General features: G+C 40.0%; 25 protein-coding genes and 3 tRNA genes. 16 read left to right on the top strand and 12 right to left on the bottom strand.

Features of this window, described 5'->3' with window-relative positions; genetic code table 11:
• Positions 1 to 13: 13 nt before the first annotated feature.
• Positions 14 to 1,087 carry a DUF362 domain-containing protein gene (locus AT15_RS04415; protein WP_068346762.1) on the bottom strand — a complete coding sequence of 358 codons (1,074 nt, stop codon included), beginning with the start codon at positions 1,085 to 1,087 and terminating at the stop codon, positions 14 to 16.
• A gap of 164 nt (positions 1,088 to 1,251) precedes the next feature.
• On the opposite strand from AT15_RS04415, the gene AT15_RS04410 reads away from it, so the two are divergent.
• Positions 1,252 to 1,452, top strand: coding sequence for a cold-shock protein (locus AT15_RS04410; protein WP_068346760.1), 201 nt, complete (start codon positions 1,252 to 1,254; stop codon positions 1,450 to 1,452).
• Positions 1,453 to 1,520: 68 nt separating this feature from the next.
• On the opposite strand, the gene AT15_RS04405 is transcribed toward AT15_RS04410, so the two are convergent.
• Genes AT15_RS04405 through AT15_RS04395 form a run of 3 tightly spaced genes read right to left on the bottom strand, consistent with a single transcriptional unit; the run spans position 1,521 to position 4,956 of the window.
• Complete coding sequence (locus tag AT15_RS04405; RefSeq protein ID WP_068346758.1) at positions 1,521 to 3,545, bottom strand: alpha-amylase family glycosyl hydrolase; 2,025 nt, start codon at positions 3,543 to 3,545, stop codon at positions 1,521 to 1,523.
• Positions 3,542 to 4,453 (bottom strand): DMT family transporter, encoded by a 912-nt coding sequence (locus AT15_RS04400; protein ID WP_068346756.1) that lies wholly within the window; start codon positions 4,451 to 4,453, stop codon positions 3,542 to 3,544. Before AT15_RS04400 ends, AT15_RS04405 begins: the two co-directional genes overlap by 4 nt.
• The gene (locus AT15_RS04395) at positions 4,450 to 4,956 is read right to left on the bottom strand and encodes an ECF transporter S component (protein WP_068346754.1); all 507 of its coding nucleotides are present in this window, start codon (positions 4,954 to 4,956) and stop codon (positions 4,450 to 4,452) included. The genes AT15_RS04400 and AT15_RS04395 overlap by 4 nt, the downstream gene beginning before the upstream one ends.
• A gap of 67 nt (positions 4,957 to 5,023) precedes the next feature.
• Here AT15_RS04395 and AT15_RS04390 point away from each other — a divergent pair, with 67 nt between their 5' ends.
• Complete coding sequence (locus tag AT15_RS04390) at positions 5,024 to 7,510, top strand: hypothetical protein (protein ID WP_068346752.1); 2,487 nt, start codon at positions 5,024 to 5,026, stop codon at positions 7,508 to 7,510.
• Here the strand turns inward: AT15_RS04390 and AT15_RS04385 are convergent.
• Positions 7,500 to 9,785: a glycoside hydrolase family 31 protein gene (locus AT15_RS04385; RefSeq protein ID WP_068346751.1), complete on the bottom strand. Its 2,286-nt coding sequence runs from the start codon at positions 9,783 to 9,785 to the stop codon at positions 7,500 to 7,502. The genes AT15_RS04390 and AT15_RS04385 overlap by 11 nt on opposite strands.
• A 112-nt stretch (positions 9,786 to 9,897) precedes the next feature.
• Here AT15_RS04385 and AT15_RS04380 point away from each other — a divergent pair, with 112 nt between their 5' ends.
• Genes AT15_RS04380 through AT15_RS04365 form a run of 4 tightly spaced genes read left to right on the top strand, consistent with a single transcriptional unit; the run spans position 9,898 to position 11,752 of the window.
• Positions 9,898 to 10,221, top strand: a complete 324-nt coding sequence (locus AT15_RS04380; protein ID WP_068346748.1) for an SCP2 sterol-binding domain-containing protein — start codon at positions 9,898 to 9,900, stop codon at positions 10,219 to 10,221.
• A 27-nt stretch (positions 10,222 to 10,248) separates the two neighbouring features.
• On the top strand, positions 10,249 to 10,890 hold the full coding sequence (locus AT15_RS04375; protein ID WP_084251479.1) for a lactate utilization protein: 642 nt from the start codon (positions 10,249 to 10,251) through the stop codon (positions 10,888 to 10,890).
• A 24-nt stretch (positions 10,891 to 10,914) separates the two neighbouring features.
• Positions 10,915 to 11,184: an acylphosphatase gene (locus tag AT15_RS04370; protein WP_068346745.1), complete on the top strand. Its 270-nt coding sequence runs from the start codon at positions 10,915 to 10,917 to the stop codon at positions 11,182 to 11,184.
• Between the two features lie 13 nt (positions 11,185 to 11,197).
• Positions 11,198 to 11,752, top strand: a complete 555-nt coding sequence (locus AT15_RS04365) for a hypothetical protein (RefSeq protein ID WP_068346743.1) — start codon at positions 11,198 to 11,200, stop codon at positions 11,750 to 11,752.
• Here AT15_RS04365 and AT15_RS04360 read toward each other — a convergent pair whose 3' ends face one another.
• Positions 11,753 to 12,430 carry an HD domain-containing protein gene (locus tag AT15_RS04360; protein WP_068346741.1) on the bottom strand — a complete coding sequence of 226 codons (678 nt, stop codon included), beginning with the start codon at positions 12,428 to 12,430 and terminating at the stop codon, positions 11,753 to 11,755.
• 99 nt (positions 12,431 to 12,529) lie between these two features.
• Between AT15_RS04360 and surE the strand changes: the two genes are divergently transcribed.
• From surE to AT15_RS04325, 7 genes are all read left to right on the top strand, one after another.
• Positions 12,530 to 13,285 carry a 5'/3'-nucleotidase SurE gene (surE, locus tag AT15_RS04355; RefSeq protein WP_068346738.1) on the top strand — a complete coding sequence of 252 codons (756 nt, stop codon included), beginning with the start codon at positions 12,530 to 12,532 and terminating at the stop codon, positions 13,283 to 13,285.
• A 4-nt stretch (positions 13,286 to 13,289) separates the two neighbouring features.
• Positions 13,290 to 13,784 (top strand): peptide deformylase, encoded by a 495-nt coding sequence (def, locus tag AT15_RS04350; RefSeq protein ID WP_068346736.1) that lies wholly within the window; start codon positions 13,290 to 13,292, stop codon positions 13,782 to 13,784.
• Positions 13,781 to 14,716 carry a methionyl-tRNA formyltransferase gene (fmt, locus tag AT15_RS04345; protein ID WP_068346734.1) on the top strand — a complete coding sequence of 312 codons (936 nt, stop codon included), beginning with the start codon at positions 13,781 to 13,783 and terminating at the stop codon, positions 14,714 to 14,716. The genes def and fmt overlap by 4 nt, the downstream gene beginning before the upstream one ends.
• 1 nt (position 14,717) lies before the next feature.
• Positions 14,718 to 14,933, top strand: coding sequence for a hypothetical protein (locus AT15_RS04340; RefSeq protein ID WP_068346732.1), 216 nt, complete (start codon positions 14,718 to 14,720; stop codon positions 14,931 to 14,933).
• Positions 14,934 to 15,038: 105 nt separating this feature from the next.
• Positions 15,039 to 15,126 (top strand) — tRNA-Leu (locus AT15_RS04335).
• Positions 15,127 to 15,275: 149 nt separating this feature from the next.
• Positions 15,276 to 17,762 carry an ATP-dependent DNA helicase gene (locus tag AT15_RS04330; protein WP_068346730.1) on the top strand — a complete coding sequence of 829 codons (2,487 nt, stop codon included), beginning with the start codon at positions 15,276 to 15,278 and terminating at the stop codon, positions 17,760 to 17,762.
• The gene (locus AT15_RS04325; RefSeq protein WP_068346728.1) at positions 17,753 to 18,394 is read left to right on the top strand and encodes a ComF family protein; all 642 of its coding nucleotides are present in this window, start codon (positions 17,753 to 17,755) and stop codon (positions 18,392 to 18,394) included. Before AT15_RS04330 ends, AT15_RS04325 begins: the two co-directional genes overlap by 10 nt.
• Before the next feature lie 21 nt (positions 18,395 to 18,415).
• Here the strand turns inward: AT15_RS04325 and AT15_RS04320 are convergent.
• A tRNA-Gln gene (locus tag AT15_RS04320) sits at positions 18,416 to 18,489 on the bottom strand.
• 142 nt (positions 18,490 to 18,631) lie between these two features.
• Between AT15_RS04320 and AT15_RS04315 the strand changes: the two genes are divergently transcribed.
• Positions 18,632 to 19,339 (top strand): hypothetical protein, encoded by a 708-nt coding sequence (locus AT15_RS04315; RefSeq protein ID WP_068346726.1) that lies wholly within the window; start codon positions 18,632 to 18,634, stop codon positions 19,337 to 19,339.
• 8 nt (positions 19,340 to 19,347) lie between these two features.
• On the opposite strand, the gene AT15_RS04310 is transcribed toward AT15_RS04315, so the two are convergent.
• Positions 19,348 to 19,740, bottom strand: coding sequence for a nucleoside-triphosphatase (locus AT15_RS04310; RefSeq protein WP_068346725.1), 393 nt, complete (start codon positions 19,738 to 19,740; stop codon positions 19,348 to 19,350).
• A 199-nt stretch (positions 19,741 to 19,939) separates the two neighbouring features.
• Positions 19,940 to 20,016 (bottom strand) — tRNA-Cys (locus AT15_RS04305).
• 111 nt (positions 20,017 to 20,127) lie between these two features.
• On the opposite strand from AT15_RS04305, the gene AT15_RS04300 reads away from it, so the two are divergent.
• Positions 20,128 to 21,060, top strand: coding sequence for a coenzyme F420-0:L-glutamate ligase (locus AT15_RS04300; RefSeq protein ID WP_068346723.1), 933 nt, complete (start codon positions 20,128 to 20,130; stop codon positions 21,058 to 21,060).
• 50 nt (positions 21,061 to 21,110) lie between these two features.
• Positions 21,111 to 22,052, top strand: coding sequence for a coenzyme F420-0:L-glutamate ligase (locus tag AT15_RS04295; RefSeq protein WP_068346721.1), 942 nt, complete (start codon positions 21,111 to 21,113; stop codon positions 22,050 to 22,052).
• A gap of 4 nt (positions 22,053 to 22,056) precedes the next feature.
• Here AT15_RS04295 and AT15_RS04290 read toward each other — a convergent pair whose 3' ends face one another.
• The 3 genes from AT15_RS04290 to AT15_RS04280 are packed head-to-tail and all read right to left on the bottom strand — an operon-like array spanning position 22,057 to position 25,535.
• Positions 22,057 to 23,580 (bottom strand): 1-acyl-sn-glycerol-3-phosphate acyltransferase, encoded by a 1,524-nt coding sequence (locus AT15_RS04290; protein ID WP_068346719.1) that lies wholly within the window; start codon positions 23,578 to 23,580, stop codon positions 22,057 to 22,059.
• The gene (locus tag AT15_RS04285) at positions 23,555 to 24,883 is read right to left on the bottom strand and encodes a HAMP domain-containing sensor histidine kinase (RefSeq protein ID WP_068346717.1); all 1,329 of its coding nucleotides are present in this window, start codon (positions 24,881 to 24,883) and stop codon (positions 23,555 to 23,557) included. The genes AT15_RS04290 and AT15_RS04285 overlap by 26 nt, the downstream gene beginning before the upstream one ends.
• Positions 24,870 to 25,535, bottom strand: a complete 666-nt coding sequence (locus tag AT15_RS04280) for a response regulator transcription factor (RefSeq protein WP_068346714.1) — start codon at positions 25,533 to 25,535, stop codon at positions 24,870 to 24,872. The genes AT15_RS04285 and AT15_RS04280 overlap by 14 nt, the downstream gene beginning before the upstream one ends.
• Between the last annotated feature and the right edge of the window lie 145 nt (positions 25,536 to 25,680).

The raw sequence follows: 25,680 nt of genomic DNA, 5'->3' as shown, positions 1-25,680 counted from the left end.
TCCTAAATCAAGTTTATAGACCGGTCATTACTTTTACGAGGTCGTATTTTCTCTTTCCGAGTCCGAGGCTCTCAGCGTATTCAAGCTGCTCTTTCCAGCTTACATCAGGGTGAATTTCAAGAAAGGGGTCATGTCCGCCTGTTTTCTCCAACACGAGGTCCATACAAGCCTGGTCCAGAGCAACAGGGTCTGTACTAACTGCTATACCGATATCAGGCACTATGGGTGGTCTGTTAATTGACCAGCAGTCACAGTCAGGCGATACCTGCGTGATAAAAGAAATAAACAAAGCTGGCTTTTCCTTTAAAACAGCTTTTGCGTATTCTGCCATTTTTCTGCTGAGAATGTCGTTTGATTCGTCCCATCGGGGAAACATTGCGCCAAAATTGCACATAGCTATACACTGACCGCATCCAATGCACTTATCGTAATCTATAACTGCTATTTTTCTGACAATTTCAATAGCTTCAACCGGGCAGTTCTTTGCGCAAAAGCTGCATCCGGTGCAGTTCTCAACATTAACATAGGGTTTTGATGTAGAATGCTGTTCGAGTTTCCCAGAACGTGAAGCGGCTCCCATACCCACGTTCTTTAAGGTGCCTCCAAAGCCCGTTTGTTCATGGCCTTTAAAATGTGTCATCACGACTATGGAGTCAGCCATCGCGATTGCGGAGGAAACCTTTGCCCTTTTAACGTAGTTACCATTTACCTCAACTTCCACTTCATCACTACCTCTGAGTCCGTCCGCAATGATTATGGGGGCCCCTACAACTTCTGAAGTAAATCCATTTGCGGTGGCTGTCCACAGATGGTCAATGGCATTTGAACGGCTACCCCGATAAAGGGTATTTGCATCTGTAACAAAGGCTTTCGCATCAATTGTTTTGAGTTTTTCCACAACAACCCGTACGAAATTAGGCCTGATGAATGCCAGATTCCCATATTCGCCAAAGTGGATTTTAATTGCCGTGAAATCCCCTTTTTTGATTATCTTTTCGATCTCCACTTTTTCAAGCAATACTTCGAGTTTTTTCAAAAGATTTATGCCGGGTTTTGTTGTTAAGTCAGTAAAATAGACCTTTGCCATCAATTTCTCCCCCTTCGGTTTTGCGACTTAATTATATCATTTCAACTTAAGGCGTTGGATGCATATGATGCTTCTTGACTTAGTTTCTTAATTCTGCTATACTTGGTTGTCCCGTGAAGGGTATAATAACCTGCTTAGCAGGAAGCAACAAGGAGGAAAAAATTGTGAAAGGTACTGTAAAATGGTTCAACAACAGCAAAGGCTACGGTTTCATCACCAAGGAAGAGGGCGGAGACGTTTTTGTCCACTACACCGCGATCAATGTTGATGGCTTTAAAACGCTCAATGAGGGCCAGCAGGTAGAATTCGAAATCGAAGATGGTCCCAAAGGTCCTCAGGCTGTAAACGTAACCCCAATTGAATAATACATAAATCGGCCTTTGAAAAAGCACCCGTTTGACGGGTGCTTTTTATTTTGGGATTTATGTTTCCGTTATTCAGCTTTAGCAGGTTCGAGGATAAAAAAACTTTCAGAGGGAACATAAAGTTCTTCGATATCCAGAGTCTCTCCTGTTAAAAGCTCTTTATACTTTCCGGTTATTCCAGATAGCTTTTCCGCCTTATCACCGGGATTTGCTATTATAAGCAAGATGTCATCTCCCAGTTCTCTTTTATAGACAAGTAACGAATTAAAAGCGCTGATTACTCTATAATCACCGTTCTTCAATGCGGGATGCCCTTTTCTTATGGAAATCAGCTTTTTGTAATAATTGAAAATGTCCTCATTCCACAACTCTTTTTTCCATGGCATGGGTCTTCTATTATCCGGGTCCTTTCCACCCATCATCCCCACTTCATCTCCATAATAAATCACAGGGCTTCCAATGAATGTCATTTGAAGCCCAATTGCTATTTTGAACAGCTTTTCGTTGCCGTAAACGGTTGTTAAGAATCTTTCCGTATCATGACTATCAAGCATGTTCCATAAGGAGGCCAGAACCTGAGGAGGATACCTTTTCAGGTAATAGTCCGTCATATTGACAAACTTTTTTGCTGAATGGCCTATCCTCGCCACGTATTCTATTACCGCGTCTCTGAATTGGTAATTCATGACAGAGTCAAAAAGATCTCCCTGGAGATATACCCTGGCATCGCCCCAAATTTCTCCAACCATTATGGCGTTTTCGTTTAATTCTTTCAAAAATGGCCTGAATTGCAATCGCCAGAATTCTGGTTTCACTTCTCCGGCTACATCAAGCCTCCAGCCGGATATGCCGGCACTATTATATTTTTCGATGACTTTCTTGATATATTCTGTCACCTCAGGATTCAGGACATTTAGTTTTGGCATATCCCCATAGCCTCCCCAGGCTATGTAGTTCATTGCATGTCCTTTATATTTCCTGGGCTTGCTTCCTTTAATAAAGTACCAGTCAAAATAGGCTGATTCTTTTCCCTTTTCTCTTATATCCTGAAAGGCCCAGAATTGATAACCGGTGTGATTGAATACCCCATCGAGTATTACTCGCTTCCCCATTGAATTCAGTTCAGAAACGAGTTTGCTGAAAAGAGCGTAATTGCCAAAATTGTCGTCGATCATTAAGTAATCAGTGGTATCGTATTTGTGGCTGGAAGGGCTTTCGAAAATAGGGTTAAAATAAAGGGCATCTATCTCAAGTTCATAGAGATGATCCAGATGGTCCAGGACACCTTGAAGATCTCCTCCGAAAAAGCCGCTTGAACCTAAATTTGCTTTTTGTGGATCAATATACCAATCCTGAGAATTTTCCGGGTCGTTCTTAGGATCTCCATTGGCGAATCTCTCCGGGAATATCTGGTAATATATCGCTCCCTTGGACCACTCAGGAGTGTCAAAGTAATCCACGGGAAGATCATCAAGGGGTATAGAAAACGAAGTTACTGTACTATCGGAAAGACCGTTTGCCCCGAAATAGAGCTTTTCGTTACCTCTGGAAAACCCGAAATAGAAATTCAGCTCTTTGACATTTTGGAGGTGTAATCTGAAGTAATTAACCCTATCATAATTTCTGAGAAGGTTCATTTCATATTTTTCCCCATTCAGAATAAGGTAAAATGAATCAGATATGCCTTCCGTAGCTGAAAAGGTGATGAAAAACTCTCCGGGTTTTACAGGATTAAAATAGTCCCGGTCCCATATTTTGAAAAGAAAATCTTTGTCCGATAACCCAAAAAAGTCAGCAGGGTCTTTCACTTCGATTTTATTCAAGGTATCAGAGCCTTCTAAGAGCTGACTTTTGAAAGGATCAACTATTCTTCTACCGCCTTCCGTGGCAAAGTAGTATTTATATGTTCCCGGTTTCAAGTCGACTTCTGCAAACCACCAGCTGCCAGCCGCTTTTTCCATTTTCAGCGGTTGCCAGTCATTGAAATCGCCATATATATATGGTTGCTCGGTGGAACTGATAAAAAAATCCACCGATAGTAATATTACCGGGAGCATTATTAATAACAGGAAAATAGTAATGGTTCTATTCATTTGAGCACCTCCTGATTTTTCGATGAAAAGGCGTTAATCCACCACACTCCTAAAAATATCATAACTGTTCCCATTATACCCAGCGATGTTAACCTTTCTTTTCGGAATATGAATCCAGCGAAGAGGGCTACAGAGGTGGAAATATATGGAAAAACCGATGCTCGTGTTGCGGGTATTCTGGAGAGGGTGAAGTTCAACAAAAAGAAGGTTACTGCCGAGGATAAAATGCCAAGGTATAGCGCTGAAATCAATACTTCCCTGATAATTAATCCCTTGAGGAAAAAAGATACACTTCCATTTATCATAGATCCGAAAAAAGCGATAGATCCAAACCCTACAAAGCCAAAAAGCATCATATGGTACGTTATATCTGCAGCAGAGTATTTTAAAGAAGCTTTTCTTGAAAGAATATTGTACATAGCTGCGCTAAATGAGCAACCTATCAGGAAAAGTGCACCAGCTAAATTTTTGGAAAAACTAAACCCTCTTGAAAGAGTTATCAGAATCACACCAGCCATGGAAAGGAACATAGAAAAAAGCTGCATTCCATTCAAAAATTCTTTCAGGAAGATTCTCGAAAGCATAAGCACAAAGATTGGAATCGTTGAAATAATGATACCAGCTTCCATTGATGTGGTAAGGCTAATTCCAGTAATCTCCAAAGAAAAGTATAAGAGGGGTTGAACCAATGCGAGAAAACCAATATCTTTAAGGCTTTTTACCGATACTTTTGCCCTCAAAAATCCTGCTTGTTTCAAAATAACCAGAAACAAGAAAGCAAAGCTGAACCTGTATGCCAGAAAGTTAAAAGGCATCACAAAATCTATCGCAGTTTTTGTAAACAGAAAAGAAAATCCAAAAATCACTGAAGCCAACAATCCCGCAATATATGGCAGAAATTTCTTCATGCTTTTTTAAAGCTCCCGAGCCTCCTGTAAATAACCGGGATAAGGAATAACTGTATGGCAACACCGGGCAATCCCAGAAGATAAGAGATGGAAAGAGCAGAGATTGTTCCCAGCTGAAAGCCCAGCATCGGGGCTACGACAATAATTTCCAGTGTATATACAAGCCGGCCTGCAATCCAGGCCAGTAACATGGAGAGGTATATACTTTTCCAGCGTTTGACTAGAAATCCCGTGATGAGCCCATAGGTGAGCAGTTCAAATGCCATGAATATTGCAATAGGGGGTTGAATCGGTGGTTTTCCAACAATAAGAGCACTCAACAATGGCGTCAACAAACCGGATATACTACCTACAAAAGGTCCAGAAATAGCCCCGGCGAGTATCACAACAAAGTGTAATGGAAGCAAAACTTGGCCTACTTTTATAGGGAATTGGTGAAAAAAGAGCGAAACAGTAAATCCAAGAGCCAGCCACATACCAAGTGCGGTAATTCTTCTGTTCATAAAATACCCCCTTATCATCAAATGTTAGATTTGTTTGCAATTAGGCTATACTATATGTGGTGATAAGATGAAAAAAACGACTATTTTATTTGTAATGATATTTGTTAGCTTCTCCCTTTCCATGCTTGCCACCTCTGGCAGGAATGTTATGTGGTGGAAAAGCGAAACGGAACATTTTATATATTTATACCATACCGAGGTTGCAAGTGTTATGACCGAAGTAATGGGTATATCTGAGGAAACCTTTGAAAAACTCTCTGAATTTTTCGGTTACGAACCCGAAGAGAAGCTCATTATAATTCTCAGGGGTTATGAGGACTATTCAAATGGTTTCGCTTTTTCATCGGGAAAAGCGGTGATAATAACTCTCGGTGATTTTTACCCTTACAGGGTAGATGGTTACTGGTTTAAAACTGTTATCTCTCATGAGCTCGGGCATGTTTTTCAGCTGAGCATGGTTAACGACTTCCTCAAAGCTATAAGACCCTTCCTTTCTCGCTACCTCACACCAAATGCTCTACAGCCATTATGGATGGCAGAAGGCTTTGCTCAGCTTAGCAGTGAAATAATGAATGCTGATTCTTACGATTACAGGAGATTGCCATATTTGCTCGATGGACTTTCCAACAACCTTCTGTTTTCTGATAGCGCTATTGTTGATGGAAAATCACCGATAGGGTATGAAGCTGTCTATAATTTCGGCTATGCTTTTATCAATTTCCTTTACGAAAGCTATGGACACGAGAAACTTGTTGAATTCCTGAAGTTCAAATCAGGAATTCGAGGGATTTTTGGAATAAGTGCTACCTTCAAAGAAATATATGGCAAAACATACGAAGAATTGAAGTCAGAGTTTTTCCAGAAGATGGGCAAGAAATATCTGAAAGCTTCTGGTGATATTCAGGAGGAAATTTTAGAAGCACCAAAGAGCGAGGAAATATTAAAGCTTTCTGTGGACAATGGTAGGCTTTTCTACGTGAGTCTTGACAGAAGCAACCACCTATACAATTTTTATTCGGAAGACGCCTTGCTGTATTCTTCCGCTTATCCGATTGTGGATTTTGACGTAAAGGGCAGCAGCGCAGCCCTTGTTCTTTTAGAGCGGGATAATGAAGGCCTTCAAACAAGGCTACATGTCTTAGATATTTCCAGAAGGAGATTGAAGAGAACAGCATACGAGCACATATTGAGGGTACAATTGATAAATGAAACCACAGCGGTTGTGGTTGAAAACGAGTTTAGCCATCAAAGGATAAAGCTGATTTTCATTGATAAAAAGAGCCATGAAGTGCTTCTTGACCTCCCTGACCTATTTTTCAACATCTCGCAAATCTCTCTATCGCCCGGGGCAAGATTTCTTGCAGTTCGAGGAAATTATAAGGGAGAAAAGTATTTGCTTTTTTATGACTTTCTAAAGCATTCTGAGATCTCATACTTCTCTACTGTTGATTTCAGCATAGGTGGCTGGGAAAACGGGCATTTACTTGTAGCTTCGGAAAATGAAATGGGAAGCCAGATTTTTTCTGTTGAACCGGAATTCGGAAAGCAATTGCTGTTGGCAATTTTTCCAAGGAGTGTTCTGTGGCCTGTTTGCAATAATGAAAAACTCCTTGTGGTTTCTCAGAAAGAAGGCTTTAAGATTTTTGAAGTTGTAGGAGAAGCTGAAGGAGAAATAGTACTTTTTCAAAGAAGAACCATACAGGTCGACGAATCTGAAGAAAGCATCAAAGGAGAAATATACGAACCCCTGGAAAATCTCAGATTTGAAACGCTTTTTCCGTATTTTCTGGGAGCCGGTATGTACTTCGAAGACTATCTCTCTACAACTCGTTTATCGCTGGCAGCAGGCTATAATCCTCTAAACAGCTCTCCACAAGTTTTATTGGCTTTGAAGTCGCAGGAATATTTCCCGTTTGATATTGAGTTTAGGCTATCTTTTGCGGGAGCATATCCTGATTTTCATTGTGGATTTAACACCCCAAACCTCTTAGATGGTCCTTTCTATTTAAAGGCAGGAATATCTTTATCTTTTTTTCCAAAGCTCTTTGGAAGCCAGCTTAGTTTTGGTTATATTGATTACGCAGAAGTTATTGGTGGCAAAAGCACGTTCCAGAATTTTATTACCATAAAAGATGTGCAATCCGGTATCAATACAATGGAGCTTTCCGGTAGCATATCTGTCAATTGGGCGAATGAATCAGCACAACTGGCAATAGGCACAAAGGCAAGGGCTATACTTTTTGGTAATCCTGAACTGATTAACTTTGATTTCGGGAAGTTATCAAGTGACGAAAAGCTGGCGCTTGGAGCAAATTTAAGCGCCGAGATTTCACTGGGAGTTAGAAATTTCAATTTGCTCAACCTGCTGTACTTCTTTGAACAAGGTATTGGGGGAAAATTCTCTTTTCTTTTCGATGGCAATCCATTCCAATTTTCCTTAACCCTGTACAAATTTGAATCCATAAATCTCTACGGGAGTTATCCTCTTAAATTGTGTTTTGGGTTCAGTATCGAAAATTTGAAATTGAAGCCATATTTCAACATCAGCTTTTGAGTTCTTTATCCAGCTCAACAACCCCACCTTCGCCCTTGTCTATGAATTCACCAACATGTGTGTGTTTTCCGTCGAATATTTCGAAACTTATCTTCCTTTCGGGTGTTAACAGTTCTCCGGCCTCTGGGTGAATCCGGGCAAGCATTTTATCTCCCGTCTTCCAGATCTCGACTCTCTTCCTTGAAAAAGCTTTATTGAGGTATTCCATGCTTGCTCCATCGTCTTCGTATATGCAAATGGATGCATTACTGGTTACAAAACCACTTATATTAAGTTTTTCCCAGATGGCTTTTTCAACGTACTGGGCGGGTTCTGTCATGGAAAGCAGAGAATTTTCTGCTACGAAAAGTGGAAGACTATCAAGGGGAGCATCTATGTAATAGTAACCTGGCTCATAAATCTTCCTATTGAAGAAGTTCATCCACCTTATTCCGGGTAAATAAACGGTTCTTCCCGTTGCATTTGCTTTGTAAATAGGTGCAACAAGAAGCGACGAGCCAAAGAGGTACTCATCATCGGCCTCATAAGTTTTTTCATCTTCTGGCCATTTGTAAAACATGGGGGTTACGATCATCTGACCGGTATCCTGTGCTTCTTTTAGGGCACTGTAAATATACGGAAGCAAGGCATAACGCAGTTCTATGAACTTCTTAATAATCTTTTCGTATTTCTCGCCAAAAGTCCAGGGTTCCTGATTCCTCGTGCCAATAGCAGAGTGATTCCTGAAAAAAGGTTGGAATACTCCAAATTGAGTCCAGCGAACCAGCAATTCGCCATTACAATCTCCTCCGAATCCCCCGACGTCAGAACCTGCAAAGTGAACCCCCGCTATTGCCAATGACTGTAGCATTTGTATTTCCTGATATAGGTGTTCCCAGAGTGATGTGTTATCACCAGTCCAGAGAATTCCATATCTTTGAATTCCCGGATATGCCGAACGAGTTATGATTACGGGTCTTTCATTTTTATAGTGGTTTGAAAGTCCTTCATAGGTTGCCTTTGCCATGTTGAACCCATAGATGTTGTGAATCTGATGGTTGCTGATAACATCTCCTGAATCGTCCCTGTGAAAAAAATTCTTCCCGTGATCTCTATAACGCTTTTCGGAAGGGATCTGGTTTATCGTAAAATCGGCTATCATTCCCTGGTCGGGGGAAAGATTTTCAACCGTCACTTTTATTTCTTCAAGTAAATCGGGAGTGAAGAATATGGAAGGTTCATTCATATCATTCCATATTCCGGCAATTCCGGCAGCTTTGAATTCAGAAACCTTGTCACCCCACCATTTTCTTACTTTAGCATTATAAAAGTCAGGGAAATGGGATTTACCCGGCCAGACATAGGCTTCAAAAGGTTCACCAGATGAATTTATGCAAAAATATCCTGATTTTTTTCCTTCTTCGTATAGTTCGTAATTTTTTTCCACTTTTACCCCCGGATCCACGATAGTTATAACCTTAAATCCCATCTCTCTTAGCTTTGACAAAAGAACGCCGGGATCTGGAAATTTCGCTTTATCCCATGTAAAAACTTTGAAGTTCTCCATATAATCAATATCAAGGTATATCACATCGCAGGGAATAGATCTGTTTCTGAGCTCCCGAGAAATTGAAAGAACGGTTTCTTCATCTAGATAAGACCATCTTGATTGTTGATACCCAAGCATCCAGACAGGCAACAATACCGGTTTGCCTGTTAATTCAACGAAGTTAGCGGTTATCCCATCTGGAGTATCTCCCTGAAGATATAGCCTGAAAGCTCTACCTGCAATATCTATTATTATTTTATTTTCTTCTTTATGGCAAATATCTATGCTGCTATATCCGGGATAATCAAGGAAAACTCCCAGAGATTTTTTAGGCGAAAGGATAATGAATATTGGAAAGGTTGAATACAATTTTGTTTTCGAAGGCGAATGATCTGGTTCATCGGTGTTGTAGAATTCGTATCTTTTGCCTTTCTTGTTCAAGGGGCCTACTTCTTCGCCAAGACCAAAAACACCATCCCCATCCTCTATTTCAATGATTAATCTAAATCCCTTAGGGGTTTCATTGATTTTGAATTCTGCCCATTTCTCCTTTTTGCAGCTTATTGTGAAAACTCCCTCTTCATCTTTTTCAATTTTTGAGTTGTGGAAATAGAAAGAACTCATTTTATCCACAACAGCTATTGGTTCTGCTATAACCGCGCCGCTTTCATGTATAACATCTTCAAGAGAGGATTTTATCTCTATTTCGAGTATTCTCCCGGGAAATTTTTTGAATTTGTAATTCATTGGCATCACCTTTTATTCAGGGTTATATCGATTTTAACATAGAAGGTGATTTTTCACTTTTTGAAAATAGCAAATGTGATGTTAGACTAATAACAAAAAGGAGGGGATCGTTTTGGCGTTAGAAGAGATAATCAGAAGCATGGAAGAAAGGCTGGAAGGAAATTCTTTTGGTGACTTCAACGGGAAATTTCTGATTGCTGTCAACACTGCGGATTCTCCTGTATACCTTTCGGTTGAGGTTTCCAATGGCAAGCTGAAATTATCCCGGGAAAAGTTAAGAGATGCCGATTGCAAAATTGAGACAGACGAAAGCACATTAACTGCTTTACTTGAAGGAACCAGGAGCCCGATAACAGCTTTTATGACCGGGAAATTGAAAGTTTCTGGAAATCTAGACCTTGCCTTGAAATTCAGCAAAATGCTGGAATCAGTCTGAACAAATTGAATCACCGGAGGGATGACTATGAGGGAAGAACTCTACAAATGGAAGTACAGGAAACTTGCGGAAGTTGTACTTGAAAACTTCGCAAAGCATGGTATTGATGGCCATTATGTTGAAAGCAGAAACGAAGTTGTTCCGCTTCTGGAAGAACTCCTGCCTGCTGGTTCCTCAATAGCTGTTGGGGGTTCACTTACCCTTACTGAAACCGGTGTTCTCGATTTCTTGAGAAAAGGCAATTATAATTTTATCGATAGATACACAACCAAAGATGCGGAAGAAAGAAAAAGAGTATTGCTCGAATCTTTTGGTGCGGATTATTTTTTATGCAGCGCCAACGCAATTACAGTTCGCGGTGAAATTGTGCAGATGGATGGACATGGGACCAGGGTAGCCCCCATGATTTACGGCCCTGAAAAAGTGATTATAATAGCCGGTATCAATAAAGTTGTTTCAGACCTTGAAGCAGCCAGAGAGAGAATCAAATACATCTCTCCCATGAATGCCAGAAGACTGAATCTTCACACACCCTGTACTGCTACCGGAATATGTATGGATTGTAGGTCAAATCAGAGGATTTGCGAAACCTACGTTATCCTGAATGACAGCAGTGCACATAGGGATAGATATCTTGTGATATTGGTAGGTGAGGATCTGGGACTTTAGAAGTTTTTGCCTGGAGGGTTAGGAATGAAAACATACCATTTGCTCATTTCCGGTTTAGTTCAGGGAGTCGGTTTTAGATATTTCACATTCAGAAGAGCAAGAAAGCTTGGTATTAAAGGTTACGTGAGAAATACTGCTGATGGGAAAGTGGAAATATATGCCTCGGGTCCAGAAGAAAGGCTGGAAGATTTTGTTACGGTGGTTTCAAGAGGTCCTATGTATGCCGATGTAAGAGAAGTGGATAAAGAAGAGCTCCCTTATATGCCTTTTGATGATTTTGAAATAAGACCGTGAGAGGGGGATTGAAGTGAAGAGATTGGTAATCTCGTTAATGATATTCATAGCAATCCTTGGTGTTGCTAACGATAAGATACCGCTGCCTGTATTTTCATCGCCGGATTTTGACCTGAAAAACGGAATCGTTGAAGTCTTTTATGAGAAGCAGAATGACGAATTGAAGCTATCAATAACCGTCGTTTTTAGAGATGAAGATTTTCCTTGCTTTCTCGTGAATATAGCGTACGATGTATACAGATATTTCAAATACGGCCGCGTGGAAGACATAGAGACTTTTTACCTGAATTTGTATCCTGATGGTACTGTAAAAGGGGTTGAATTTCCTGGGGTTTTTTCGGCGAACCACAAATTCAAGGACACCAAAGATTTACATGGATCAGCAAAATTCACCGCTGATGAGATGGATTTTATCAATGGTAGACCGGTAATATACATAAATACATGGAATCATATGTTCGGGATAAAACCATCTTTTGATACTGGCAAAGAAAAGCTTTTCTTTGATTATCCTGTCTCTCAGGGGAATAGATTGGAGGCAGAAAGAAAATATTCCTGGCTTTATTAGTCAATCCAGAGCATACCATTCTCTCAAAAACTTTCTTGTAAACTCAAGGGTGAATTGATAACGCTCTCTGGCCATTTTCTGTGCGGTTTCTGTCCAAAAGCTGTCCGGGGTGATTTTTAAAATCTTTTCAAAAATGTGATTTAGATAAGTCAGAGAAATCCCATCGTATGTTTTCTTGGGTTTTATCTCCGGAGAATAGAGAGGGCGCTTGATTCCATTGTTGTGGTTAAAAAGGCGGGCAATAGCTATTGCCCCTATCGTATCGAGCCTGTCAGCATCCTGTAAAATTTTTCCCTCAATAAATCGAGGTACTTTGTGATTTGAGTAACTGTGGCAGATTATGCTGTCATAGACTGTTTCAACAGTTTCTATTGGAAAGCCTCTATTCAAGAGAAGGGTTCGTGCAAATTCCGCTCCTGAAAGAGCGTGGTCTTCTCCAGAATTTTCCTCCTCATGGCGTTTTGAATCATGAAGCAAAACTGCAAGAGAAATAGTTTTTAGATCTCCTGCTTTTTCTTCAGTATAAATTTTCCAGCAATTTGCCATGACCCTTTCAACATGTGATAAATCATGGCTTGCCCCCGGGTATTTCGACATTTCGGCTTTAACAATTTCGTAAACCTCTGCTGTTTCCGGGAAGAGTTTTATCACCCTATCGATATATCCCCTGTAAGGCATTTGACCTCCTCCTTTTTCTTTTATCATACCACTAATGCATATTTTGCAAATCACAAAGAAAAAACTGGTGTAAAATTATATAAAGAGGAGGGAATGAATTTGAATATTCTATTGACGAATGACGATGGCATAATGGCTCCCGGGATAAACATACTTGCTGAGGAACTATCAAAAGAACACGAGGTTCTGGTAGTTGCTCCGGATGTTGAGAGAAGCGCTACCGGACATGCAATAACTATAAGAACACCCCTTTGGGCGAAAGAAGTGAGAGTGGGCAATAAAGAAATAGGGTATGCGATAAACGGTACACCCGCTGATTGTGTTAAACTGGGATTGCTCGCAATATCAAATGTGGAAATTGATCTTGTCATTAGCGGGATAAATAGAGGGCCAAACCTCGGAACGGATATTCTCTATTCAGGCACAGTGTCGGGTGCTCTTGAAGGAGCGATTATGGAAAAACCATCCATGGCTATATCCCTGGCTGAGTGGAACAATCCAAAATATGAAACGGCAGCGCTTTTTGTAGTGGAATTTCTGAAAAGATTTGATATTAAAAATATTCCTGAATTTACTGCGCTGAACGTGAATGTTCCATCACTGGATCCTGTAGACGTGAAGGGGTGGAAAGTGACAAGGCAGAGCAGAAGAAGGTTTAGAGATTATTTTGAAAAGCGAAAAGATCCTTATGGAAATAATTATTATTGGATGTTTGGGGAAGTCGTGGAAGATGACCCCGGAGAAGATTCAGATTACGCAGCTGTGAGAGCAGGGTATATCTCTATAACTCCCATATACGCATTCATGACGAATTTTGATTTCATGGAGAAGATAAAAAAAGATCTGAGAGGATGATGATATGCAGATTATTTACATAGGCAATCCCATTTTGAGGGAAGTTTCAAAACCTGTTGAAAAATTTGATGAAGAATTAGGAGCTTTTGTTGAAGAGCTAACAAAGACGATGTACGAAGAAGATGGTGTTGGACTCGCTGCTCCTCAGGTCGCTGTTTCAAAAAGGCTTTTTGTTTTCGATGATGGTTCAGGTCCAAGGGTTATAATCAACCCGGAGATAATTGAGAAAGGAACTGAAGAAGTCACTATGGAAGAAGGATGTTTGAGCATTCCGGGCATATACGCCAATATCACAAGGCCTTCCTGGGTAAAAATGCGCTTTCAGGATGTAAAGGGTGAAGTGAATGAGGAAGTCTTTGAAGGATATGCTGGAAGAATTGTTCAGCATGAATATGACCACCTTGAGGGGGTTCTTTTTGTTGACTATCTTTCGCCAGCCAAAAAAGCTTTATTAAGGCCAAAGCTGAATAATATTATAAAGGGGAAATTGGCCAGATGAGGATTGTATTCATGGGTACGCCAGAATTTGCAGCGATGCATCTTAAAACCCTATTAGAAGATTCGTGGAATATTGTCGGGGTTTTTTCACAGCCGGATAAAGAAAAAGGAAGAGGAAGGAAACTCGAACCAACTCCGGTGAAGCTTGTTGCCAGGGAGTTTGGAATTCCTGTTTTTCAACCTAAGAGTGTAAATAAAGGCGAAGGCTTTGAAGCTCTAAGTTCTCTTTCACCAGATGTCATAATTACCGTAGCTTACGGGAAGCTCCTCAAAAAAAATGTCATAACACTTCCTCCTTTGGGGTGTTACAACGTTCATGCTTCCCTTCTGCCAAAGTATAGGGGAGCTGCTCCAATACAAAGGGCTCTTGAAGCTGGAGAGTCGAAAACCGGTATAACAATATTCCAGATAGATGAAGGTATGGATAGCGGGCCAATAGCAATGGTAAGGGAAGTTGAAATCTTCCCCGAAGACAATCTCGGTACATTGAGCGAAAAGCTATGCCAGTTAGGTTGTCATATGCTGACAGAGTTCATGGTGAATTTGTATAGAGGAAAAATCGCATTGGTTCCCCAAAACCATGAACTTGCTACTTATGCTCCTAAAATAACCAAGGAAGATACAATTATCACGGATTTTGATGACGCCTGTAGAATATATAACAAAATCAGGGCTTATGACCCAGAGCCGGGTGTGAGAGTCAAATTAGGCGAGAAAATGATAAAATTATATGACGCATTATTTCAAAATGAAACTCCAGACGGCATACCGGGTGAAATAATATCCATTGGAAAAAAGTATATGATTGTCAAATGCCAGAAAGGGGTTTTGAAGATATCGGGAATACAATTTCCCGGAAAAAAGAAAATTAGTCCCTGGCAGGCAAAAGCAGGCAGACTGATAACAGAAGGTCAAGTTTTAGGAGGTAAATAGAATGGCTCGTGTTGTTAAGATCTTTCAAGTTAGAAATCTAAAAACAGAAGAAGATGAGAAAAAGGTGAAAAAAATCCTGAATTCTCTTTCGGGAATTGTCAGAGTTGACCCGATGGGTAAATTCGGTGTTGTTGAACTGGAATATGAAGATGCTCTGGTGGATAGAGAAACCATAAAAGATGAACTTGCCAATCACGGATATGAAATGATTTATTGAAATTCTCAACACCTTGTTTTACTGCTTATAATCACTGAAAAAAGTGCTCTTTTCCTGTAATGCATATTGACAAGAATTACCGGTCAGGTTATAATTTATGAGGACGCCGAGGTGGTGGAATTGGCAGACACGCATGGTTGAGGGCCATGTGGGCGCATAGTCCGTGCGGGTTCAAGTCCCGCCCTCGGCACCAGCGACCGGGTTTAACCCGGTTTTTTTTTTAAGATATCAGGCGGTGATCTTCTGAGAACCCTGAAGCCTTTCATTGCGAAGATTTTCAAGTCAAAGGGTATATTAAAAATAAAGCTTACCCCATATGATGGTGAGGGAGCACCCGTAATCATGGAGCTCGATGCTTTTGTGGATTTTTTGAAAAGCAACAAATCCCCCCCACTTTTTCCAGCAGATGAAAAAAGCAAGCAATATTTCCCTTATCAGGAGTTATTTGTTGATGAATCCTTCTTGATGAATTTCCTTCATATAACCACATTTGACGAGCCGGAAAAGCGGATAGTTTCTTACGGCAGACGTCTTAGAATGCTCCCGGGAACCCTTGAACCTTTGTTGGAGATCTTTTTAAAAAAACCAAATGACAGTGTTCTTAAAGAATTTATCGCATTTTTTCTGAAAGAAAGTGACAATGAAAAAGCCTGGGAGGATCTGCTTTTGAGAGGCTTGATAAAGCTTTCAGCTGATGAAAGAAGTGAAAGCGAACCTGATATTGACCTGATTAAGAATGTAAGAATGACATTCAGCGAGGGAGGGCTTCTGGAAGACATTTTCGATGGGTTCGAGTTCAGGCAAGAGCAACTGTATACCGCCATGGAGATAGCGGAAAACATTAAAGAAAGGCAAGGGCTTATGATTGAGGCGGGAACGGGCACCGGGAAGTCCCTTGCATACCTTGTACCAGTAGCTTATTACAGCGTGGGAACGGGAAAGCACACTGTGATTTCAACTAAAACTCGCACCCTTCAAGATCAGCTTCTCAGAAAGGATATACCTGTACTGAAACAGCTACCGGGATTGCAAACTCTTTCAACCAGCGTTTTGAAAGGACGCGAACGCTACCTATGCCCGAGGAAATTTATAGAACTCCTTGAAGCATCATCTAATTTTGATAGTGATATTTCTAAAACTTTGCTTGGAATTGTTATCTGGTCGATTTTAACTGAAACGGGAGATCTGGACGAAATCCTCCTGCCTTCGCAACTCAGAAGGGAAATAGGTGCTGATAAATACAGTTGCAACAAGCAAATATGCCCTTTTTTCGAGAGGTGCCCGTACTTCACTGCACGTGAAAATGCATCAAACGCTGACCTTGTTATTACCAATCATGCCCTTTTATTCAGTGAAGCTGCTATTAGAATTAAAGATGGTGAATCCTTAGAAAAAGAAGTGCCGGGAATTCTTATACCTAATTTTGAATTATTAGTTATTGACGAAGCACATGAGCTTGAAAATTCTATTACAGAAGCCATGAGCTTTAGAATTACTCCATATGAAAATGCCCAACTTCTAAGATCTTTGATGCAGGTTCTTAAAAGTTCTCTGGTGCAACTGAGGGACCATTATGATAGAGCTTTCCTCGAGAAAATCTGGAAACGTTCAAAAGAACTCACCAGCAAAGTTGAAGAAAATCTGAAACAAATTGTGGCACTTTTTAGCAGTGGCAACGCTGGTGAAAGCTCTAAGATACAGGGAACGCCCCTTAAAGGGTTTATGGATATCTTGGCTGAACTAAACGCTTTGTTGAAAAACTTTAAGAGTATTTTTGCGCAAGTATCAAAAATGATTGAGGAAAATTCCGAAGAGAAACCCCTGAAAAAGCTTCACATGCTTGAAAATGAGCTAAAAGTATCTTTGACGTCAATTGATGATTTCCAGCAAAATGTAGAAGGCTTCCTGGAAGAAACTCCGGAAAAAAGAGTGTTCTTTACGAGAAGGGAGCCAAAGAATGGCGGGACCTACCTTACAATACTCTCATCTCCTGTGGAAAGCGATAGATTAATGGAAAAGACCTTTCCAAATGTGCCGATAAAAATCTTTATTTCAGCAACACTCTGGGTGCACAGCAAAGGCAGTGATGGCTTTAATTATGCAAGACGTATTCTTGGATTGCCTGATGATTTTCATGCAGTAAGGCTTGGAACTTCCTTTGACTATTCGCAGCAGTTAAAATTTTTTGTAGTGAAAGATATGAACGAATATTCTCCTGGAGACCGTACGTATCTGGATAAAGCTTCCGGACTTATTAAAACGGCACTTTCCATAGTCAAAGGCGGTTCAATGGTGCTTTTTACTTCTTATAGTGATATGAAATACGTTTATGAAAAACTCGCTGAAGATCTTAAAGATCTCGATCTGAAAATGCAAAAGCCTTTAGATAGCCCAACTGCGATAATTGAAGAACACCTTGGTTCAAAAAACTCTGTGATATTTGGCGTTAGGACTTTCTGGGAAGGCATAGACCTTCCGGGAGAACACCTGAAGCTTCTAATCCTATTTAAATTGCCTTTCGACCGTCCGGATGATCCTTTAATCAATGCAAGGGTAAAACACTTTGGACCAAGAAATTTTATGGAAGGACTCAACAAATATTATTATCCTAAAATGATTACGGCATTCAGGCAGGGGCTTGGTAGGTTGCTAAGGACGAAAGATGACAGGGGTGTTGTTATAGTATTTGACAGGAGAATTATTGATGCAAGGCGCGCATATTCCCGTAAATTGTTGGGTTCTTTACCCCCTGAAATGGCTGTTGAAATAGCACCAGGAAGGAAAATAATAGCTGCTTTGAGAAGATTGAAGAGGGAAAGATGGCTGTGAAACTCATTGAATTAGCAGGTTGTTTTTTCCCAAATGCATGTCTTAGTTGTGGAAATAGAATCGCTGTCAGCGAGTTTTTATGCGATTCATGCAAATGCCTGATAAAGGGTCCCATCCCCTATGAGCTTTCAGTGGATGGCCTTCCAGTTAGAAGCTACTGGTGGTATGAACCACCAGTAAGCGATGTGATAAGAGCCTACAAATTCGGCAAACGCTGGCGTCTTTCAAAACTCATTGCAGGATGGCTATTGAATCTTCTTGACCAAAGCTTGCCAGGTGCAGGCAGAGACTATGCCATCATAAGTGTACCGACTACTATACAAGCACTCAGGGAAAGAGGTTTTGATACTAACAGCCTTGTGCTCCGAAAGCTCCGAAGAATGGCAAATTACAGAGTAATAAATGCTATCACCGTCGCCAAATCAGTGCTTCCTCAAGCTTCACTTACAAAGGAAGAACGAAAAGCTGCTGCGGAAGGGAAATTTTCGCTCAGGATAAAAAACCTGCCCAAAAAAGTTATCCTCTTCGATGATGTTATTACTACGGGCTCAACAATTAGAAGTTGTGCTAAGCTTCTGGAATCAGCGGGTGTTGAAGATTTGAAGATATTTTCAGTTGCGCGCACAAAATAAAAGAGGGCTTTTGCCCTCTTCTGGCTGGGAGGGGAGGACTCGAACCTCCACCGGTGGATCCAGAGTCCACTGTCCTACCATTAGACGACCTCCCAAAATCAGCTAAATTATATGATAGAATGCCGGAAATGTCAAGCAAAGAATTCCCTTCAGAATTGCAATCATGTTTAGTTCTCATTTTTGAACATAATATCCAAAGATGTATAATAGAATCGAGATTTTTAAGGGGGGATCACAGTGAAAAAGAATCTGATTTTACTGATCGTTTTAGCAGTTGCTGGGATTGGCTTTGCTTTTTACACAGATATTTCTGCTGATAATCCTTATTACGCTGCTATTCAAAGAGCGGTTAATAGCGGGATATTTACAGCAGTTTATGATGATGCAGAAAAATTTGAAGGCATTACGCCCGTTACACGTTTTGAAATGGCTGTGATGATCAATAAGCTGCTGGACTATACAGACGAGTCCAAAATACCACTTGTTACCGAGCTCAATAAAATTGCTTTAGACCTTGAGGCCATGGAAAAACATTTCTCAGAGTTCTCAAATAAGGCTGAACTCAGTTTGCGGGTTGCTCAAGAAATGGAAGAAAATTTCACCAGATTTCTGGAAAAATATGATTTGAGAGTAAATGAAGTTGATAAGCATTTATCAGAACTTTCAATGAAGCTGGACGAAATAGAAACCGCTGTAAAAACCATTGAAGAAAACATAAACGGGATTTCACTGGTGATCAACAGCCACGAAGAAAAAATTGAAAAACTTGAATCAGAGCTAAAAGAGGCAAACCTTTCTGAAATGAAGGATACGGTGAAGACTAATACCTCTGAACTCAACAGATTGAGCAAAGATATAGACAGTATAAGTTCTCAGATGAGGATTTATATGATTTCATTGTTACTTATTGGAGTGCTTGCGACTATCGGAATTTTTATAAAATAGGGAAATTGCTATGAATTTCCGATTTTTTCTATAAGCCAATTTACCAGATGATTTCTATTGGCTTTTGTAACTGTAATTAACGTCGTATCTTCTATATCAAACAGTGATTTGGTAAATTCATTCTTCCCCTGCTGGATGACACATAAAAATGTTCGTGATTTCAGGAGGAGGTTTTTAACTTCCTTCTGAAATTTTTCACAGCAAAGTTCGAGAAAACCGAGCTCATCTATTATAAGTAATTTGTCATTCGGACTGATTTCCGCCAGTTTTTGAGCGGCTGAATCGAAGCCTGCTTTCATCGGTTCCATTTTTCCCTTTGCATTCCTTTTAGCAATTAAAAAGCTTTGACCATTGATTATTTTTAGAAACAACTCATTTCTTGAAGGATCGAAAAAAGTCAAAAAGCCACAACTCGGAAAAAACGCATGAGCTTTTTTACAATACTGCTCTTGCCTATACCTTTATCTCCTGTTAAAAAAATTCCCTTCATTTGAATTCACCCGTTTGCCTTAACACACTCTTCCCGGACTTATTTCAGATCAGTATAAAAAAGAAAAAGCCCCATTACGGCCTTCTCCTGATTATATATTGTTAAAAAAATGGAGGCGACGGAGGGATTTGAACCCTCGAGTAGAGATTTTGCAGACCTCCGCCTTTGACCCCTTGGCTACGTCGCCTCGCTGTAAATATTTTAACACGGGTTCATTCTTTCTTTCAACCACCCAATAAACAACCATCTGTGCTTTCATGATAAAATCTTGTGTATTATTCTCCGGAGGTGGTTATCTGTGGTGCAAATACATCCAGTTCGCTTTTCAGAACCCGTTCTTCCCGGAATAAAGGAAAAAGGTAACTTTGAGGATCTCCTGCTCTCTGAAATTGGAAAAAACGGAATGAAATTAAATGATGGGGATATTATTGTGGTTACTTCAAAGGTATTATCTTTGTTTGAGAATAGAACCATAAAGCGATCTGCGATAAAACCAAGAAAAAGGGTTAAAGTGCTTGCCAGATTGTTTAAATTTGATCCTATTATTCTTGAGCTAATTTTTCAAGAAGGACCGATTGTTGCTGTTTTGCCACAGAAAATGATAGCCAGGAACAAACAATTGTTGAATCAGCAATTGAAATTGTCATTGGATCCCGAGGCCAGCCTGAAATTTCTTAATGAAAGGTTTTCTAACCTTGCAATGGTGAGAAAACTAAACTTGCTCTTTGACAGTGCCGGTATTGATACGACAAACACTCCGGATGGATATGTGACGTTGCTTCCAAGAGATCCTTCTAAAACCGCCAGAAGCATAAGACTTGGTATAGAAAAAGTAACGGGCAAAAAAGTTGCAGTTATTGTTACTGATACCCTTTACTCTCCAAGGCGCGTTGGCTCAAATGACATATGTATTGGTTGTTCCGGTATATTTCCCATTATTAAGAACGAAGCTCATGTCGATATTTATGGTAAAAAAGCTGCAGGGGGGAATGATTTGATCATCGATTCCATCGCAGCCATTGCTGGAAGTGTAATGGGAGCAACTGATGAAATGACACCAGCTGCAATCATTAGGGGGCTTTCTTATGAATACTGGGATGATGAAGAACCTATTGAAAATATTATTTATTATCCAGCTGGCTCAAAGATCCGGGGAGCATTTTTGACTGTACTTACAACTTTTTCGTTCAAGTTGCTCCAGTGGTTGTTGTTCTTGAAAAGCAAAAAATGATCTTTCTGAAGTTCGCTTAAATTGTTCGCAATCCAGGGAGGAAAATCAAAGTGGTCAAAATTATACCCATTCGTTTTTCAAAACCGGTTGTTCCTTCAGATGCCAGTGATTCATCTTTAGAACAGAGGCTGGCAGAAGAGCTTAAGAAAAATGACATTACCCTTGAAAACAAAGACATATTGGTTGTTACATCCAAAATTGTTTCTTTGCTTGAGGGAAATACGGTTGATATTTCCTCAATAAAGCCCAGAAAGCGCATTAAATTTCTTGCAAGGCTATTTTCAATGGATCCTCAAAGGCTTGAACTGGTTTTCAGGGAAGGCAAAGTTCTTGGTATAGTTCCGCTAAGGAAGATAATGAACGATAGATTCATTCGGAATTTTTATCTAAAGCATTCAAGGAATATTAATGCAACACAAGAGATGTTGAAAAAGAATTTTATAAATGTCCCAATGACCTCCAGATTGGGGCTTATTTTTGATAATGCGGGAATTGATGGTTCAAATATACCCGATGGATTTTTAGCGCCTTTACCAGAAAATCCATGTCTTTCAGCAAAGAAAATCAAAGATCATTTCAAAAATGTTTTCAACAAAGAAATCGCGGTAATAATTACAGATACATTATCGGTTCTAAATAGAACCGGTGCTCTTGATGTTTGTATCGGTTGTTCCGGTATTTATCCTATTACCATCAATGAATCGGGACCTGACTTGTTCAAACCCAATAAATTTGGTGGAAACATGGTCACTGTGGATGCTGTTGCTGCGATTGCAGGTGCTGTAATGGGTGGAAATACTCAACTTACACCTGCAGTGATTTTAAAGGGATTTGAATACGAATCCTGGAATGACAATGGAGATTGTAAAGAATATCAGAATGTTATTAGTTTTCCCACAAGATCCAAGATAAGAGCAGGATTTTACACTGTGCTCAATACAATTTTGTTTAAGACTATTCAATTTCTCCTTTTCTTAAAAAGCGGAAAATGATAATTCAGCAATTTATATCCCAATAATACGTATGAAAGTTTTCATTTCCAAGGGCAAATCTGACCTGGTAGTCAACAATTTCTTTCCACATAAGTGGAGAAGTCTCCGGGATAAATCTTATAAGTTCATCGGGAGTCCCGAATATATTTTCTTCATTCCTCTCGATAGATGAAGCACGCAATTCATCAAAGTATATCACTTTATCACCAAGTTCCATTCTATTCTCATATATTGTCCCTGTAACCTTAATCCCCTTAAAAAGAACGCAATCAGTAACGGGGAATTCAACAGGCATGTTATCCAGCTTTATATTTTCATGTAAAGCAATAACCTCGTTAACCGTTGGCTTTGTGTGTTTTTTACCGCATTTGCTGCAATAAAAGGTGTGTTTTTTGCTACGTATGGAGCCAATAGCACCGCATTCTGGACATCTCCATAGAAGTTTTTCGATGTCCCTGTAATCCCTATAAGGAAGGTCGAAACTGGGATCGGGTTTAGCCAAAAACTCTTTGACTTTTTCTTCGAAACGCTGGTCTTTAGGGGAAATGGGGTTACCAAATTCGACAATGGCCCTTCCCAGCTTAATCCTGTTTGACCATCTTGGCCACAAGCGCTGTATACCATAGAACTTCACGGGAATAACGGGAATGCTCAGTTTTCTGAGGAGCTTCCAGATTTCCCTCCTGATGCAAATTGGTTTGCCATCCCAGGTGCGAGCTGCTTCAGGTGCTATGCCAATATCGAAGCCATTTCTTATTGTTTCGATTATTCTCTTCATAGCCATAAAATCTACTGTATATCTTTTTACCGGTATGATTCCGATTTTCCTCATAAATGGAATCCTGTCAAAATACAACGCAGTGCTGACAAATCTGAAATACCTATTGACGGCATAATATATGAGAGGACCATCATAATGCGTTTGATGAAGAATCGCCAGCACATATGGCCCTTTTGAATTCAGGGCTTTTCTGTTAACTACTTTGGGCCATACGATAATCTGGACGAGAACTTTCATCAAAAGGTTGGTAAAAATGTACTGCCAGGGAACGCAACGGGAATAATCGAAGGGAATACTCCTATTTGGCAATGGAATAAAGGCAGGTACTTTTTTTGCATATTCAGCAAACTCTTTAAACTTATCCTTTGTTTTTCTTTCCTCAAAGAGAAAGGTATATAGAATAATGAAAATTCCAACCGCAGTAAAAAGCACAAGCCCCATATAGCTCCAAAATACTATGAGTAATCCCGTGAGAAAAAGTAGATACGCAGAATATAAGGGATGCCTTAAAAATCTGTACGGACCTGAAATAACCAGTTTTTTAGGGGCGTAAAGATGATAAGGAGCTCCACCACCATGAAAAAGAAACACCAATGAGGAATAGATAGCCAGAAGAATTCCTGAAGATGCTGTTATCCATCCCAAAGTACTCATAAGCACAGACTGTGAAGAACCAGTTAAGATAAAGATTATTGGTATAATCAGCCAAAACAAAAGGGTTTCAACCACGCATAGAATGAACTTCATTCCAACCTCCCAGAAAGAACATCGTGCCCCCGGTTTCTGGAGTGTCAACTCGAAGCGTTAATCCGAGAACATCTGTAATTTTTTTGAGTATTGATAGCCCCAGACCGTAACCCGAACCAGTTCTGGAAGAGTCCACCTTATAAAAACGTTGGAAGATTTTTTCTTTATCTTTTTCGGGTATTCCAGGGCCATAATCTTTAAATATCAAAGTTGAGGTTTCATTTTCCCAAAGAATTTCAATAGGCTTTCCGGGTGCATGTTTAATTGAGTTTTCCAGTAAAATTTTGAATACAAGTTGAATGAGTTTCTCATCTGTCATTACAATTATACCTGGTAGCCTGACTTTTATTTCGGTGTTCTCTGAAAAGCTCAGTAGACTCAGGACTTCGTCAAGAGCTTTCTTCAAATTCACGGCACTGAACTCAGGTTTCAAATCGGGTTTTGCAAGAAACAACAGAGACTCTGTTAGTGTGATCATGCTTTCGGCGATTTCCGTTATGTTTTTGGCCGCTTCACTTACTATATCGGGGTCTTTTATACCCCAGCGGCTAATTAGTCTTGAAAATCCGACAATAGATGTCAAAGGAGAACGGATTTCGTGAGCAACATCGGAGGAAAATTGCTCCTGCCTCCTATAAGCCCCCTCTATCTTATTCAGCGCCCTGTTCAAAGCCTCTTTCAAGTCATAGATTTCTTTCACTCTGGAATTCATTTCTATTCTTTTAGATAAATCTGTAAGGATGGTGTCTTGAAGCGCATATGAGATTTCTTTTAAGGGCTTTGCAAGTCTTCTTCCCATAATTATTCCAAATGCCATTGATAAAAAAATGGCCAGAAGAATTCCCATTGTAAGAGTCTTTTTGAGTGCACTTAAAAAGACTTCATATTCTAGCATATGTGTTCCAATTATTAGCTTTTCGCCATTTTCTATCAGCCCGTACAATAAATAGGTTCTGCCATCTTCATTGGTAATCCTTGGGCCTTTCGCGAACTCTTGAAGACCGATCTCATCGTTATCCTTAACAATTGTATCTTCTATCTGGATAAACAAGCTTTCGTACAATTGCTGATTTCGCCATCCGCCCATGAAACCGGGCGATCCCATAATGCCACGTTGTGGCATATTTGAAAAAGCCCGATAAGAATTCAGCAATTCTTTAGAGTAATTGTTTATAAATACCGCCGTTGAAACACGATAAACAAAAATAGATATGAAAGCTATTACAAGAACTAAAAGCACTATAAAGCTTAATGTCAGAACAGTAGAAAGAGAAAAAATAAATGAGCTTTTATTTGAGGACATAACCCACACCCCTAACTGTGTGAATCAAGTTTCCATGCTTTCCCAGCTTTTTACGCAAGTAGTTCACATAAACTTCTACCACATTAGGATTTCCCCAGTCTTCTGCACCCCATACAAGTTCCAGGAGCTTTTCCTTTGATAAAACGATTCCCTTGTTTTCAAGAAGTACCCTTAACAGTTCAAATTCTGTTTTACTTAATTCAATGCTTTCGCCCGAAAGGGTCAATTCTCTTCTATCTACATCCATAATCAGGACATCGTATTCGAGTTTTCTGGTCTTCTTTTGTCGCCTTAAAAGCGTTTCTATTCTGGCTAATAGTTCTTCAATATGAAAAGGCTTAACTACGTAATCATCTGCCCCTCCTTTTAATCCCTTCACTCTATCGTTGACTTCGCTACGAGCAGTTAACATTATTACAGGCAATTCCTCAGAAATTTCTTCCCTTATATATCTCAATACACCAAATCCATCTATACCCGGAAGCATAACATCTAAAATGACAAGGTCCACATCTTCTGTTTCGAGCAGATCCAGAGCCTCATCCCCGGCGGTTGATATAATCAATTCATAGCCATTATGTTCAAGTTCCAATTTTAGAAATCGGCTTATGTGTGGATCATCTTCAACGAGCAGCAATTTCCTTTTGTTCATAATTTTCACCTACCCTTGGGAGAAATGGGAGAAAACGACACTCAGTTTGTTGGCTGTTGTGGGGTGTAGGTTGTGAGTAAAAAATCCTTATCATATTCCTTCTTAATAACTGACCCTAAACCCAAACAACCGCTTGCAATTCGCA

Source organism: Kosmotoga arenicorallina S304 (assembly GCF_001636545.1).
GTDB lineage: Bacteria > Thermotogota > Thermotogae > Petrotogales > Kosmotogaceae > Kosmotoga_B > Kosmotoga_B arenicorallina.
Note: the sequence above shows the minus strand (reverse complement) of the source record. Positions and strands in the feature narration are given on the sequence as shown.